The following is a 13,479-nucleotide window of genomic DNA, read 5'->3' on the forward strand; positions in this document are numbered from 1 at the left end:
CATGGCCAGGACGGCACGGAAGACCGAGCAGGACGAGCTCTCCGGCCTCGACCGGTTGCGCGACGAACTCGTCGACTACCTCGGCGCCCAGGTTGAGCGCCTCGCGGACGTGGCGGGCGACAAAGTGGAAGGCCTGACCGACCAGTTGCTGGACGTGGCCGAGAACGGCGGGGTCCTCCCGAAAGTCGGAGCCCGCGTCCTCCAGGGTGACTCGCCGATCAAGGCTCTGCTCGGCGAGAAGGCCAAGAGCATCAAGGACAGTGTCACAGAAAAGGCATCGAGCCTGTTCGGCGGCGGTAAGGGCCGCAAGTCCGGCACCCCGAAGGTCACGAACATCATCGAGCACCTCGATGTCGGCGTCCCCGTACGCGTCGCCTACGACCACTGGACCCGGTTCGAGAAGTTCAGTTCCTTCACCAAGGGCGTGCGCAGCGTGTCCCAGGGAGACGAGACCAGCAGCGACTGGAAGGTGAAAGTGGGGCCGTCCACCCGTTCCTGGAAGGCCACTGTCCAGGAACAGATCCCGGACGAGCGCATCATGTGGACTTCCGACGGGGCCAAGGGCAGTACCCGTGGCTGTGTCAGCTTCCACGAACTGACGCCCACACTCACGCACATCGTGCTGGTCGTCGAGTACTACCCCTCCGGCTTCTTCGAGAAGACCGGCAACCTGTGGCGCGCCCAGGGACGCCGGCTGCGGCTTGATGCCAAGAACTTCCAGCGCTACGTCACACTCTCCGACGAGGACGCCGACGGCTGGCGCGGTGAGATCCGCGACGGCGAGGTGGTGCGCACCCACGAGGAGGCGTTGGAGGAGGAAGAAGCGGATTACGAGGAAGAAGAGCCCGAGGAGGAGTTCGACGAGGATGAGGAAGAGGCACCGGAGGGCGAGTACGAGGACGAAGAGGAGGAGGGCGAGGAGGAGTACGAAGACGAAGACGAAGGCGAAGAGGCATGAGACCACAGCGACCCTGACGCGTGGTCAAGGGCAGTTGGTGTCATTGCGCTCGGCGGTCCCCGGGCCGCTCCGCCAGGGCTTCGGCGCGGATCCGGGCGCAGCTGCGGCTGATCAGCCGGGAGACGTGCATCTGGGAGATGCCGAACCGATCGGCGATACGGCTCTGCGTCGCGTCCTCGAAGAACCGCATGTAGAGGATGGCCCGCTCCCGTTCGGGCAGTCGGCGCAGGCCCGCCTTGGCCGCCTCACGGTCCACCACCACGTCGTACGAGGCGTCGGCGGCGCCGAGGGTGTCGGCGAGGCGGGATCCCTCGTCACCGGTGGGCAGTTCAGCGTCCAGTGACAGGGCCCTGAAGCTCTCCAGCGCCTCAAGGCCCGCTGACACCTCCTCCTCGGTCAGGCCGGTGTGGGCGGCGACATCGGCCGTGGTGGGCTCGGCAGCACCGGGCCGCCGTGCCAGCTCCCGGCGGGCCAGCCGCACCCGGTTGCGCAGTTCCTGCACCCGGCGCGGCACCCGGACGGCCCACATCCGGTCCCGGAAGTGCCGCCTGACCTCACCGGTGATGGTCGGCACGGCGTAGCTCTCGAAAGCCCCCCGGGAGGGGTCGTACCGGTCCACGGCCCTCACCAGGCCGAGGGCGGCCACCTGACGCAGATCCTCCAGCAGCTCACCACGGTCACGGAAACGGCCGGCGATCCGGTGGGCCATGGGCAGCCAGGCGGCAACGAGTGCGTCGCGCACGACCTCATGCTCGGGGCCGTCGTCCAGTTCCACGAGCCGATCGAACAGTGCCGCGGTGTCGGGGGCCTGGTGGTGGCTCCGCCGAGTGGCGGGCGAGGTGGTGGCGGCCCCGGTCTCGGGTGTGGTGGGACGGCTCGTCGACGTGTAGGTCAGCATGCGGATGGCCTCCTGAGCGGTTCTCGGGGCGGCCCTCTGAGACGGTGTTCCAGGGGCCGACCCGAACAGTGCGGTCAGGGTCTGCCGCAGAGGAGCCGCCGAGGCCGCCGGACAGTACCGGACAGTCGGGCTCCCACTGGGCGTGCGCCTCCGTTCCGAAGCACGAAGGCTCGGCTGCCCTTCGATCCCGCTGCCAAACCACACATCCGCGGTAACGGGCATCGCCGGGGCGAGGCTGCTCCTGGTCGATGTCCTCACCGACAGCCGACGGACGCCCTCTGCTCCCCGCGCACGACCGCACCGCAACACCCGCCCCGACGCCGGGACCTCCGTGCGAGGACACCGACGACGGGTACCTGCAAGACCGAGGCCGTGCAGCTGCAGCGCGCGCTGCACACCCGGCCGGACATCGATCCGGTCCGCGGCATACTCTTGGCTGCCTTCGGCCGGGATCATCGTGTCCGGCCGTGATGATGCCGGGGCACGCTACGTCGCGCCGCTGCCCCCGCTTCCGAACGATCCGCCGGAGCCGGGCTGCCAGCGAGGGCGGGTCCGCTCAGGACTGGGCCTGCTGGGGGCGTTCCCGAGCTGGTGGGGTGTCAGGCCGTCGCCCTTCACCGTAGTCCGGGGCACCTCGTTCGGCTCGCGCATCTCCCGCTCCTCACGCACCGGTCCCGAACGGGGCAACCGGGGATGGTCCGAGCGCCCAGGGGGAGCGGGTTCCCGGCTGCGCACCCGGATCCCGAGGCGTACGGCCCCCACCAGTGCGGCCGTGACGAACAGACCGCAGACGGCGATGGCCACCACCCCCGCCGCCGAGCCGGTGGCGGCCACTTGCTCCTGTGTCGTGTTCATGGGACGCCGAGTACCCGGCGCCCTGACGTGCCATACCCGGACGCGGCACGGACGGTGCCGATTCCTGCCATCCCTGCTTCGGCATCCCCGCGGTGACGGCATCACAGCTGCCGGTGATGTCCTCATGACGTCACGGTGTGAGGTGGGCTGGTCCGGCGGACGCCTGGGACCCCAACCGGCACCGGCCCCTCGACGTGGCCATGCCGGGCCAAAGCCCGTGCGCGCGGTGGTGCGTGAGGCACTGACCGTGATTTATGCACGAAACGGGCACCCCGTGCCGGTCGACGACGGGACCGGTGAGGTACGGGTGAGGTGAGTGGCGCCCGGGCGGCACGGCCTTCGCCACCGTGCCGCCCCGGCCACCCACGCCGCCATCCGTACCCCATGCGGCACATCCCATAACACTCCCGGGATCAGCCTGCCGTTGCACCGCACGGCACATCATCCCGGCCCCACGAAACGTCAGGCTCAGGGCCTGTCCTGGCCATCCCTGACGTCCAGCGGTCACACTCCGATGAAGCTCACCGTCTCCGCCATGTCCGCCCGCCCGGTGCGCAGCCGTGGCACGCCTTCCCTCTCGAAACCCACCGAGATGCCGCAGAACAGTACGCGCTCGTCATTGGCGCCGACAGTTCGGCCGACGGTCTTGCGGTACATGGTCCACATCACCTGGGGGCAGCTGTGCAGCCCTTCCGCCCTCAGCAACAGCATGACCGTCTGCAGGTACATCCCCGCGTCACCCCACTGTCCGGGCCCCATGGTCCGGTCGAGGTAGCAGAACAGGACGACCGGTGCCCCGAACGCCTCCGAGTTCAACGTAGCGATCTTCTTGGGCCGCTCGGGGTCGTCGCGCTCAATTCCCAGCGCCTGGTACCGCTGAGCCGCCGCCGCGGAGAAGCGGTCCAGATACGGCGAGGTCAGTTCGTCCGGGTACATCGGATACTCCCGCTCGTCACCCGGGTCTCCCGCCAGTGCCCTGGCCGTCGCGCGTCTCTTGAGTTCGGCCAGGGGTTCGCCGGTCACGACATACACATGCCACGGCTGGAGGTTCCCACTGGACGGAGCCCGCGTCGCTGCGGTCAGCACTCGTTCGAGGATCTCCTTGGCCACCGGCTCGTCGCTGAACGCCCGCACGGCCCGGCGGCTGTCCACGGCCTCGTACACATCCACGTCCTCGCGTCCTCCCCTTCATCCGGGCCTCACCGCTGTGTTCATCGGTCAGCACCGAGTATCGCCGGGAGCCGCCGGGCCACGGCCGCGCGATTGATTCCGCGAAGCGGAAACAAGGCGCCTGTGGGTGAGGGTGCGGGCCAGGGGGAACTCGGACCCTGTGGCAGGGCAGATCCCATGAGGTGCCCGGGATGGACGACCGGTCCTGGGGTGGTGGAGAGACGACAGCAGAGACGAACGGCGCGCCGCTGGAGGAGTTCCTGGCCGACCCGGCCCACTGCACCCTCGACCTCGCGAGCGTCGTCGCCGACTGCGCCAAGTTGCTCGACTCGATGACCGACGTCCCGGCGTACGTACGCAACGCACGGTGCGACGTCCTCGCCGCCAATGCGTTCGGCCGGGCGTTGTACGCACCGGCCTTCGACTCCCCGCTGTTCGCCCGGCGGGGGCCGGTCAACACCGCCCGCTTCCTGTTTCTGGACCCCGCCGGCCGGGACTTCCGGACCGACTGGGACAAGGGTGCCGACGACTCCGTCGCCTTCCTGCGCTCCGAGACAGGGCGAGCACCCCATGACAGGGCGTTGACCGACCTGATCGGAGAACTCACAACCAGGAGCGATGAGTTCGCACGCCGGTGGGCCCGCCACGACGTGAAGATCCACCGCTCCGGCGTGAAGCGCCTTCACCCCCCGCTCGTCGGCGATCTCGCGCTGCCCTACGAGGCGATGGATCTGCCGGCCGACCCTGGCCTCCGCCTCAACTTCCGCACCCCGCACCGGACTCGCCGCAGCGCGAGGCCCTCAGCCTCCTCGCCGGCTGGGTGAGCACCGGCACGGTCGCCCCCTCGCACAACGACTGAACCACCACGAGGAGAACACCTTCACCCACTACCGACCGCTCGGACGCACCAGCGTCCAGGGCAGCCCGCTCTGCCCGGGCGCGATGATGTTCGGCCCCTGGGGCAACGAAGACGAGGCCGACTCGGTACGGATCATCCACCGCACCCTCGACGCCGGCATCAACTTCATCGACACCGCGGGCGTGTCTCCGGCGGGGTCTCGGAGGAGATCGTCGGCAAGGCGCTCAAGGACCGTCGCGAAGAAGTTCTTCATGCCGAAGAGCCAGGACGCCCCCAACTCCCGGGGAGAATCGAGGCGCTGGATCATCCGCGAGGTTGAGAACTCCCTCAGGCGCCTGGGCGCCGACCGCATCGACCTCTACCAAGTCCACCGCCCCAGCCCGGACACCGACGTCGCCGAAACCCTCTGCGCTCTCTCCGACCTCGTACACCAGGGCAAGATCCGGCACATCGGATCCTCGTCCTACTCCGGTTCCCAGGTCGTCGAAGCCCAGTGGATCCCGTCGACCCGTAGCTCGAGGTCGCCGTAGCTGTTGTCGGCGGGGTTGACGGTCACCCCGGGGCCACGATCCCGTCGATGCGGTCGAGTACATAAGATCAACGAGATCGACTTCGGCTGCGGGTATCTCCCAGGTGGCATCCGCTTCGATGCATCCTGAGCAGCGCGTCAGGGCCGAATGTTCTCGAGGTCCTGGAGAAGGCCGGCGTGTGTCGGCTGCCACCCGAGGGCATCGCGGGTGTGCGCGCTGGACGCAGGCTGGTCCATGGCGAAGATCGGGCCGAACGGGCCGAAGTTCTCCTGCGGAACCTCCTCGACCGGCAGGCCCAGTCGCCGGCCGATGACCGTCGCGATGTCCCGCACCGCGTCGCCCTCGTCGGCGACGGCGTGCCAGGACGTCCCGGCCGGCGCGGACTCAAGGACCAGACGGAACAGGGCCGCCGCGTCGAGCGCATGCACGGCCGGCCAGCGCTGGGTGCCGTCGCCCGGGTAGCCGGAAACCCCGGTGCGGCGCGCTGCCTCGACCAACAGGCCGGCAAACCCGCCCTGTCCCTCGTTGTGGACCGTGCGCGGCATGCGGACGGCCATGCTGCGCACACCGCGCGAGGCGAGATCCAGCAGCGCTGTGACCGACCGGCCTCGACCGGCCACCGGTCCGCCGGTGGGCAGCGGATCGGCCTCGGTGGAGGCGCGTCCCGGCACCCAGGGGGTACCCGAGACCGTGACGATCGGGCGGTCACTCCCGATGAGTTCCCGTCCCAGCGCGGCGAGAGCGGCGCTCTCCTCGGCGATGGCCTGTGCGAGCGCATCCGGACTGCTGTAGTCGCGGCCGAACGCCAGACTGATCACGCCGTCGCACTGTGCAGCGCCGGACCGCAGGACGTCGAGGTCCGCCAGGTCTCCGCGCAGCACCTTGGCGCCGGCGCTCTCAAGGGCCCGCGCGGAGCCGTCCGAGCGGGCCAGTGCGAGAACGGAGTGGCCGTTGCCGAGCATTTCGGCGACGACGGCGGAGCCGATGGTGCCGGTGCCGCCGGTGATGAAGACGTGCATGAGTCCTCCCGGAAAGTGATGGGACTGTTGTCCCATCACTCCACCTTACCCGGTGACGGGACAACAGTCCCATCACCTATCCTGGGTCTCATGGCTAGATGGCAACCAGGGGCGTCCCAGCGACTCGTCGTTGCGGCCGTCGACCTGTTCACCGAGCAGGGGTACGACGCCACCACCGTGGCGCAGATCGCCGAGCGTGCCGGCGTCACCAAGAGCACCTTCTTCCGGTACTTCTCCGACAAGCGCGAGCTACTGGTCGCCGGTCAGGAGACGCTCGGCAGGCTGCTCGCCGACGGCATCACCGAGGCGCCTGCGAGCGCGAGCCCCCTTCAGGCGGTGGCGGCCGGTCTCGAGCGCGCATCGAGCGCCATGGGGCCGGTGAACCGCGAACTCGGCCCCCGCCTCGAAGCAGCCGTGGCAGCCAGCACCGAACTTCAGGAGCGCGACGCCCTCAAGAGCGTCGGTCTCGCGGCCGCCATGACAGCCGCGCTCATCGCCCGCGGTGTCCCCGGGCCGACTGCGCATGTCGCGGGCGAGCTGGGAGTCCTCGCGTTCAAGCAGGGCTACGCCCGGTGGTCCGAAAGCGATCGTGACGATGCCGAAGGGCTCGCGCCTCATGCGCTGGCAGCCCTGGAGGACCTGCGCGCGGCAACCGCGTCGCTGGGCTGATCTGCGCCACCTTGCTGTTGCGGCAGCCTGGCCGTGCGCTCGGGACGGGTGGCTTCGCCGCAGCGAACGCCTCGCCCAGGACGCGTCCGGAAGCGTCCCGTCCACCGTCAAGAACGCCACGGGACAGGTCGAGGCCTTCACCTGGGCCGGCAGCGCGGCGGCGCGGCAGCCGTCACCGGCATGAGGCGCGAGGACGTGAGCCCGCCCATCCGCGGCCGGAGGCCACAGGCCCGCCGCGTCAGGCGCGGGGGCGGGTGCCCGGAGCCGGCGCCGCTGGTCGGTGAAGCCGGCCATGGCGGCGTGCGCGGGCCGGCGCCGGCGCCCCGTCACGGCTCGGCGTGAACAGCGCCCCCTGGCCCGGTGCCGTGTACCCGCCGCGCTCGCCAAGAACTTCCCGGTCGGGCGGTGCGTGCCGGCGCGCCCGGGGTCCACGGGAATCCACTGCCGCGCCTTCTCTCACGCCTGCTGCCGGCGCGCCACCATCACCGCGTACACCAGGACCCCGGCGAACAGGAACAACACGCCCTGGTACACCGCCGCGTAGCCGGCACCCGCCATCAACCACAGGGAGAAACCGGCCGCCACCGCGGTGATCACCAGGTCCCGGGCGAGCCGGGCGCGGTCCACCGACTCGCGGCGGCCGGAGATCAGGTGGAAGAGCTGGGCGGCCGTCGCGAGGAGGTACGGCACGGTCGCGGTGAACGTGGTGATGAGGACCAGGACCTCGAAGACCTTCCCCGAGCCCGACAGGTAGTTGTAGGCGGTGAGCAGGGAGGCGAGGACGACCGTGACGGCGACGCCGATGGTCGGCACGCCCCGGCGGCGCCGCGCGAAGGCCGCAGGGAACAGGCCGTCCTTGGCCGCGGCGTACGGGGTCTGGGCGCTCAGCAGCGTCCAGCCGTTGAGGCAGCCCGTCATCGACACCACCGCCGCCAGCGCCACGGCCGTACCGCCCCAGCTGCCGCCGAACATCGCGTTCACGGCGTCCGAGAACGGCGCGGTGGAGTGCACCAGACGGTCGTGCGGCACCGTGCCGAAGACGGCCAGGGTGCCCAGCAGATACACCAGGGCGGCGCCCGTGGTGCCGATGACGCTGGCGCGCCCCACGTTGCGGCGGGCGTCCTTGACCTCGCCCGCGCTGACGGCGGCCGACTCCACCCCTAGGTAGGAGAAGAGCAGCAGGGCGGCGGAGGCGGACACCGCGCCGACCGGGCCGTGACCGCTCGAGTTGAACGGCCCCAGCCGCGCCGGGTCGAAGAAGAACAGCCCGCCGACCGCGACGAGCAGCAGCGGCACGAACTTCAGCACCGTGGAGACGAGTTGTACGGCACCCACGTACCGGGTTCCGGCGAAGTTGGCGACGGCGGGCAGCCACAGCAGGACCAGGGCGGTCAGGCACGCGGACCAGGGGTGGCCGCCCACCGGTATCACCACGTCGAGGTAGCCGACCGCGGCCACGGCCAGCGCGGCGTTCGACACCCAGCCGGTGATCCAGTACGACCAGGCGGCCAGGAAGCCGGCGAAGTCGCCGAACGCCTCGCGGGCGTAGACGTACGGGCCGCCGGTGCGGGGATCGCGTGCGGCGAGCCGGCCGAAGACCAGGGCCAGGGCGATGGCGGCGACGGTCAGCACGGCGAAGGCGACCAGGCTGACCGTGCCGAAGGGGGCGATGGAGGCGGGCAGCGTGAAGATGCCGCCGCCGATGATGTTGCCCATGACCAGCGCGGTGGCGACGGGCAGGCCGAACTGCCGGGCATGCCTGCTGGTGCCGGTCGAGTCCGTCACGTCCGGGTTGTCGTGAGGGACCTGGTCGTCAGTGACCTGGCCGTGAGTGACCTGGTCGGGTGCCGCGAGGGTCTCCGAGGGGGCCGGAGCCGGTTGCGGGGCGGTTCCGGGGCTGTCCATGGGGGTCCGCCTCTCCAATCACACAGATGTCCCGGGATCGCCGGGACGTCAGTCATGGTCGGGGAAGTCGCCGCCCTCCACAAAATCGCCGGATCTCGTGCGGCTCAGCGGGGCTGACCTCGTAAAAAGTGCGTTCGCGGGACGTCCGTGCCGCGATATGTCCTGTGGTGCCTCTCGTGCGTGGGACGGCCGGGTGCGTGAGGGCGGTGTCCGTCCTCCCGGTCAGCCGCGTTCCTCTCCGCCCGCCCACAGGCTGCGGACATGGCCCAGGTGCCGGGTCATGATCTCGTGCACGGCCTGTTCGTCCCGCTCCAGCAGGGCGTCGAGGAGTTCGAGGTGTTCCTGGGCGGAGGCGAGCAGGCGGCCCGCGCGCACCAGCGCGGTCAGGCCGTAGAGGCGGGAGCGCCCGCGCAGGTCGGCGATCACCTCGACCAGGTGGGCGTTGCCGGCCAGGGCCAGCAGGCCGAGGTGGAAGCGGGTGTCGGCCTCGACATAGGCGATCAGGTCGCCCGCCACCGCCGCGGTGACGATCTCCCGGGCCGCCGGGCGCAACGCCTCCAGCGAGACACGGTCGGCGGTGCGGGCCAGCCCGGCGACGGTGGGGATCTCGATGAGGGCACGGATGTGCGTGTACTCGTCCAGCTGCTGGTCGGAGACGGCGGTGACCCGGAAGCCCTTGTTGGGCACGGTGTCGACCAGGCCCTCCTTGGCCAGGTCCAGCATCGCCTCCCGCACCGGTGTCGCCGAGACACCGAAGCGGGCGGCGAGGGACGGGGCGGAGTAGACCTCGCCGGGGCGCAGCTCGCCCGCGATCAGCGCGGCGCGCAGCGCGTCGGCGACCCGCTCACGGTAGCTGCTGCGCCGGCCGCCGAGCCGGGGCAGCGCCGGCAGGTCCCCGTCCGAGGTGTTCTGTGCCATGTCACGCATCACCGGCGGGAGTCTAGAGGACGAATCCCTCCGGGAACGGATCGGTGGGGTCCAGCAGGTACTGGGCGGTGCCGGTGATCCACGCGCGACCGGTGAAGCTCGGCAGCACCGCCGGGACTTCGGCGACCTTGCTCTCACCGAGCAGCCGTCCGGTGAACCGGGTGCCGATGAAGGACTCGTTCACGAACTCGGTGTGCAACGGCAGTTCGCCGCGCGCGTACAGCTGCGCCATGCGCGCGCTGGTACCCGTGCCGCACGGGGAGCGGTCGAACCAGCCCGGGTGGATGACCATCGCGTGCCGCGAGTGCCGGGCGGTGGCACCGGGCGCGTACAGGTGCACGTGGTGGCAGCCGCGGATCGACGGATCTTCCGGATGCACCGGCTCCGCCTCGGAGTTGATCGCCTCCATCAGCGTGAGGCCGGCCGCGAGGATGTCGTCCTTGCGGGCGCGGTCGAAGGGGAGACCGAAGGCGTCCAGCGGGAGGATCGCGTAGAAGTTGCCGCCATAGGCCAGGTCGTAGGTGACCGTACGTCCGCCGGGCAGTGTGATCGCGCGGTCGAGCGCGACGGCGAACGACGGCACGTTCCTCAGGGTCACATGCCGCGCGGCGCCGTTGTCCACCGCCACCTCGGCCACCACCAGCCCCGCCGGCGTGTCCAGCCGGATGGTGGTCACCGGCTCCACGACCTCCACCATGCCGGTCTCGACCAGCACGGTGGCCACCCCGATGGTGCCGTGCCCGCACATCGGCAGATAGCCCGACACCTCGATGTAGATCACGCCCCAGTCGCAGTCGGGGCGGCTCGGCGGCTGCAGGACCGCGCCGCTCATCGCGGAGTGGCCGCGCGGCTCGTTCATCAGCAACTGCTTGATGTGGTCGCGGTGTTCACGGAAGTACAGCCGCCGCTCGTTCATCGTCGCACCCGGTACGGTGCCGATCCCGCCGGTGATCACGCGGGTCGGCATGCCCTCGGTGTGCGAGTCCACGGCGTGCAGGACGAGTGTGCTGCGCAACGCTCCGGCCTCCCTCTCGAACGTCAGACGAGCCCTGCTGCGACGGCCTTCTCGGTGGCCGCACGGACCGCGGCCTCCTGCTCGGGGAGCAGTGGCACCCGCGGCGGGCGCACCGGGCCGCCGTACCGGCCTACGACGTCCATGGACAGTTTGATGGCCTGCACGAACTCCACCCGTGAGTCCCAGCGCAGCAGCGGGTGCAACTGCCGGTACAGGGGCAGGGCCGTGGCGAGGTCGCCGGCCACCGCGGCGCGGTACAGCTGCACCGAGGCACGGGGCAGCGCGTTGGGGTAGCCGGCCACCCAGCCCTTGGCGCCCGCCACGGTCAGCTCCAGCAGGACGTCGTCGGCGCCGGTCAACAGGTCCAGGTCAGGGGCGAGTTCGGCGATGCGGTACGCGCGGCGGACATCGCCCGAGAACTCCTTGACGCCATGGATGTGCCCCTCGCCGTGCAGTCGGGCGAGGAGTTCGGGCACCAGGTCGACCTTGGTGTCGATCGGGTTGTTGTACGCCACCACCGGCAGGCCCGACCTCGCGACCTCCGCATAGTGGGCGAGGACCGAGCGGTCGTCGGCACGGTAGGCGTTGGGGGGCAGCAGCATCACCGAGGCGCAGCCCGCCGCGCCCGCCTGCTCGGCCCACCGGCGGGCCTCGGCGGAGCCGTACGCGGCGACGCCCGGCATCACTCGCGCGCCGCCGACCGCCGCCACGGCCGTCTCCACCACTCGGGCGCGCTCCTCGGGGGTGAGTACCTGGTACTCGCCGAGCGAGCCGTTGGGCACGACGCCGTCGCAGCCGTTCGCCACCAGCCAGGCGCAGTGCTCGGCGTAGCGGTCGTGGTCGACCGAGAGGTCGTCGCGCAGGGGGAGCGCGGTGGCGACGAGGACGCCGCGCCAGGGGCGGTTCTCCGGGTGGGTCATGAACGGTCCCCAATCAATGCGGTGTGACATGTCACTGTTCGGCTGTGTCGTCGTCCGGCAGGTTCGCCAGCACGCCGAGCGGTACCGGGCGGGCGAAGGGCCGGCGTCCCGCGGTGAGCGGGCAGCCGGTCAGTGCGGCCACGGCGGGTGCGCACATCCGGCCCTGACACCAGCCCATCCCGGCCCGGGTGAGCAGTTTCGCGGTGCGCAGGTCCGTGGCGCCGAGCGATCGTGCGGCCGTACGGACAGGGCCGGCGGTGACCTCCTCGCACCGGCACACCACCGTGTCGTCCGGGATGCGCTCCGCCCAGCCCGCGGGCGGGGCGTACACCGTCTCGAGCGCCGCGAAGAACGCCCGCAGCCGGGTCCTGACCCGGGCGGCGGCGGCCCAGGCGCGCGGGTCGGGGACGGTGCCGTGCAGCCGGGCGGCGGCCGAGCGGCCCGCGATGTGCCCCTCGGCGAGCGCGAGGGCCGCGCCGCCGATGCCGGTGGTCTCGCCCGCGGCCCACACCCCGCGCACGTCGGTGCGCTGCTCGCCGTCCACCCGTACGTCCGTCCCGGCAAGGGTGCAGCCGAGGGCCTCGGCAAGGTCGGTGTGCGGCAGCATGCCATGGCCGACGGCGAGGGTGTCGCAGGAGATGCGGCGCCCACTGCCGGGCCGGATCCGCCCCGTGCGGTCCAGCGCGGCGACCGTGACCGCCGTCAGCCGGTCGGTGCCGTGCGCCTCCAGTACGGTGTGCCGGGACAGCGTGCGCACCCCGTGGCGCAGCAACAGCGCCGCGTACCAGGCGCCTTCGGCGAGCTTGGCGGGGTGCGCGGCGAGGTCCGGCGCGCGGCGCAGTACGGCCGTGGGTCCGGCGGACTCCACCAGCGCGGCCACCCGGGTCCCCGCCGCGGCGAGCCCGGTGGCCACCGGCAGCAGCAGCGGCCCGGTGCCCGCGACCACGGCCGTCCGGCCGGGCAGCACCAGAGCACCCTTGAGCATGGCCTGTGCGCCGCCCGCCGTGACGACTCCGGGAAGCGTCCAGCCGGGAAAGGGCAGGACGCGCTCGTAGCCGCCCGTGGCCAGCAGCACCGCGTCGGCGCGGACGGTGACCCCCTGCTCCTGTGCGGGACCGAGCAGCGCGTGCACCGTGAAGGAGTCCGACTCCCGCTGCACACACCAGACATGGTGGTCTGTCAGATGGGTGATGCGTCCGGCCGCGATGTGCCGGGCGAGGCCGTCCGCCAGCCGCCGCCAGGTGCGCCACTGGTGGTGCAGGGCCTCGGGGCGGCGGGCGCCCAGCGCGGGGGCGGGCTGCCGGTAGAACTGCCCGCCCGCCTGGCCGGCCGCGTCGATCAGGGTGACCCGGACGCCCCGGGCGGCCGCGGACAGCGCCCCGGCGAGGCCCGCCGGGCCCGCTCCGACGACGGCGAGATGCGCGCGCCCGGTCATCGCCCCGCCCCGCGGCCGTCGTCCCGTCCGGTCCCCTCCTGGGTGCGGATCTCGTCGCCCGGGCGCACCGGGACCAGACAGGCCCGCTGGTCGGCCTTGCCGTTGACGGTCACCAGGCAGTCGAAGCACACCCCGATCCCGCAGAACACCCCGCGTGGCCGTCCCGTGCCGCGCGTGCTGCGCCAGGCCCTCACGCCCGCCGCCCACAGCGCCGCCGCGACCGTCTGCCCGGGCAGCGCCGTGACGGGGCGACCGTCGAAGGTGGCGGTGAAGGCCTCGCCAGGCCGCGCCCGTGCCAACTCATGTGGATTCACGGTGT

14 protein-coding genes are annotated in these 13,479 nt (G+C 71.5%); 4 read left to right on the forward strand and 10 right to left on the reverse strand.

The window, feature by feature from the left end; all coding sequences use genetic code 11:
- Position 1 precedes the first annotated feature (1 nt).
- On the forward strand, positions 2 to 958 hold the full coding sequence (locus GQF42_RS38105) for an SRPBCC family protein (protein ID WP_158927596.1): 957 nt from the start codon (positions 2 to 4) through the stop codon (positions 956 to 958).
- Positions 959 to 998: 40 nt separating this feature from the next.
- On the opposite strand, the gene GQF42_RS38110 is transcribed toward GQF42_RS38105, so the two are convergent.
- The 3 genes from GQF42_RS38110 to GQF42_RS38120 all read right to left on the reverse strand — a co-directional run bounded on the left by GQF42_RS38110 (position 999) and on the right by GQF42_RS38120 (position 3,881).
- Positions 999 to 1,856 carry a SigB/SigF/SigG family RNA polymerase sigma factor gene (locus GQF42_RS38110; protein ID WP_158927598.1) on the reverse strand — a complete coding sequence of 286 codons (858 nt, stop codon included), beginning with the start codon at positions 1,854 to 1,856 and terminating at the stop codon, positions 999 to 1,001.
- A 486-nt stretch (positions 1,857 to 2,342) separates the two neighbouring features.
- Positions 2,343 to 2,711, reverse strand: a complete 369-nt coding sequence (locus tag GQF42_RS38115) for a DUF6479 family protein (RefSeq protein WP_158927600.1) — start codon at positions 2,709 to 2,711, stop codon at positions 2,343 to 2,345.
- 504 nt (positions 2,712 to 3,215) lie between these two features.
- Entirely contained in the window at positions 3,216 to 3,881 is a 666-nt protein-coding gene (locus GQF42_RS38120; RefSeq protein ID WP_158927602.1) for a nitroreductase, read from the reverse strand.
- A gap of 191 nt (positions 3,882 to 4,072) precedes the next feature.
- Between GQF42_RS38120 and GQF42_RS38125 the strand changes: the two genes are divergently transcribed.
- Positions 4,073 to 4,705, forward strand: a complete 633-nt coding sequence (locus GQF42_RS38125; protein ID WP_233273624.1) for an MmyB family transcriptional regulator — start codon at positions 4,073 to 4,075, stop codon at positions 4,703 to 4,705.
- A gap of 121 nt (positions 4,706 to 4,826) precedes the next feature.
- Positions 4,827 to 5,270 (forward strand): aldo/keto reductase, encoded by a 444-nt coding sequence (locus tag GQF42_RS38130; protein ID WP_233273837.1) that lies wholly within the window; start codon positions 4,827 to 4,829, stop codon positions 5,268 to 5,270.
- A gap of 137 nt (positions 5,271 to 5,407) precedes the next feature.
- Here the strand turns inward: GQF42_RS38130 and GQF42_RS38135 are convergent, their stop codons facing one another.
- The gene (locus GQF42_RS38135; protein WP_158927606.1) at positions 5,408 to 6,289 is read right to left on the reverse strand and encodes an SDR family oxidoreductase; all 882 of its coding nucleotides are present in this window, start codon (positions 6,287 to 6,289) and stop codon (positions 5,408 to 5,410) included.
- Positions 6,290 to 6,379: 90 nt separating this feature from the next.
- Between GQF42_RS38135 and GQF42_RS38140 the strand changes: the two genes are divergently transcribed.
- Positions 6,380 to 6,958 carry a TetR/AcrR family transcriptional regulator gene (locus tag GQF42_RS38140; RefSeq protein WP_158927608.1) on the forward strand — a complete coding sequence of 193 codons (579 nt, stop codon included), beginning with the start codon at positions 6,380 to 6,382 and terminating at the stop codon, positions 6,956 to 6,958.
- A 456-nt stretch (positions 6,959 to 7,414) separates the two neighbouring features.
- Here GQF42_RS38140 and GQF42_RS38145 read toward each other — a convergent pair whose 3' ends face one another.
- From GQF42_RS38145 to GQF42_RS38170, 6 genes are all read right to left on the reverse strand, one after another.
- Positions 7,415 to 8,863, reverse strand: a complete 1,449-nt coding sequence (locus GQF42_RS38145; protein WP_158927610.1) for an amino acid permease — start codon at positions 8,861 to 8,863, stop codon at positions 7,415 to 7,417.
- Between the two features lie 222 nt (positions 8,864 to 9,085).
- Complete coding sequence (locus GQF42_RS38150; protein WP_233273625.1) at positions 9,086 to 9,781, reverse strand: GntR family transcriptional regulator; 696 nt, start codon at positions 9,779 to 9,781, stop codon at positions 9,086 to 9,088.
- 22 nt (positions 9,782 to 9,803) lie between these two features.
- The gene (locus tag GQF42_RS38155) at positions 9,804 to 10,805 is read right to left on the reverse strand and encodes a proline racemase family protein (RefSeq protein WP_158927614.1); all 1,002 of its coding nucleotides are present in this window, start codon (positions 10,803 to 10,805) and stop codon (positions 9,804 to 9,806) included.
- 23 nt (positions 10,806 to 10,828) lie between these two features.
- Entirely contained in the window at positions 10,829 to 11,725 is an 897-nt protein-coding gene (locus GQF42_RS38160) for a dihydrodipicolinate synthase family protein (RefSeq protein ID WP_158927616.1), read from the reverse strand.
- Between the two features lie 31 nt (positions 11,726 to 11,756).
- Positions 11,757 to 13,160 carry an FAD/NAD(P)-dependent oxidoreductase gene (locus tag GQF42_RS38165; protein WP_158927618.1) on the reverse strand — a complete coding sequence of 468 codons (1,404 nt, stop codon included), beginning with the start codon at positions 13,158 to 13,160 and terminating at the stop codon, positions 11,757 to 11,759.
- The gene (locus tag GQF42_RS38170) at positions 13,157 to 13,474 is read right to left on the reverse strand and encodes a (2Fe-2S)-binding protein (protein ID WP_158927620.1); all 318 of its coding nucleotides are present in this window, start codon (positions 13,472 to 13,474) and stop codon (positions 13,157 to 13,159) included. The genes GQF42_RS38165 and GQF42_RS38170 overlap by 4 nt, the downstream gene beginning before the upstream one ends.
- Positions 13,475 to 13,479: the final 5 nt, after the last annotated feature.

It is taken from the genome of Streptomyces broussonetiae, assembly GCF_009796285.1.
Classification (GTDB): Bacteria; Actinomycetota; Actinomycetes; order Streptomycetales; family Streptomycetaceae; genus Streptomyces; species Streptomyces broussonetiae.

Coding starts and splice junctions, on each gene's coding strand:
- GQF42_RS38105 (WP_158927596.1), top strand. CDS start 2: ATGGCCAGGACGGCACGGAAGACCGAGCAGGACGAGCTCTCCGGCCTC.
- GQF42_RS38110 (WP_158927598.1), bottom strand. CDS start 1,856: ATGCTGACCTACACGTCGACGAGCCGTCCCACCACACCCGAGACCGGG.
- GQF42_RS38115 (WP_158927600.1), bottom strand. CDS start 2,711: ATGAACACGACACAGGAGCAAGTGGCCGCCACCGGCTCGGCGGCGGGG.
- GQF42_RS38125 (WP_233273624.1), top strand. CDS start 4,073: ATGGACGACCGGTCCTGGGGTGGTGGAGAGACGACAGCAGAGACGAAC.
- GQF42_RS38130 (WP_233273837.1), top strand. CDS start 4,827: ATGTTCGGCCCCTGGGGCAACGAAGACGAGGCCGACTCGGTACGGATC.
- GQF42_RS38135 (WP_158927606.1), bottom strand. CDS start 6,289: ATGCACGTCTTCATCACCGGCGGCACCGGCACCATCGGCTCCGCCGTC.
- GQF42_RS38140 (WP_158927608.1), top strand. CDS start 6,380: ATGGCTAGATGGCAACCAGGGGCGTCCCAGCGACTCGTCGTTGCGGCC.
- GQF42_RS38145 (WP_158927610.1), bottom strand. CDS start 8,863: ATGGACAGCCCCGGAACCGCCCCGCAACCGGCTCCGGCCCCCTCGGAG.
- GQF42_RS38150 (WP_233273625.1), bottom strand. CDS start 9,781: ATGGCACAGAACACCTCGGACGGGGACCTGCCGGCGCTGCCCCGGCTC.
- GQF42_RS38160 (WP_158927616.1), bottom strand. CDS start 11,725: ATGACCCACCCGGAGAACCGCCCCTGGCGCGGCGTCCTCGTCGCCACC.
- GQF42_RS38165 (WP_158927618.1), bottom strand. CDS start 13,160: ATGACCGGGCGCGCGCATCTCGCCGTCGTCGGAGCGGGCCCGGCGGGC.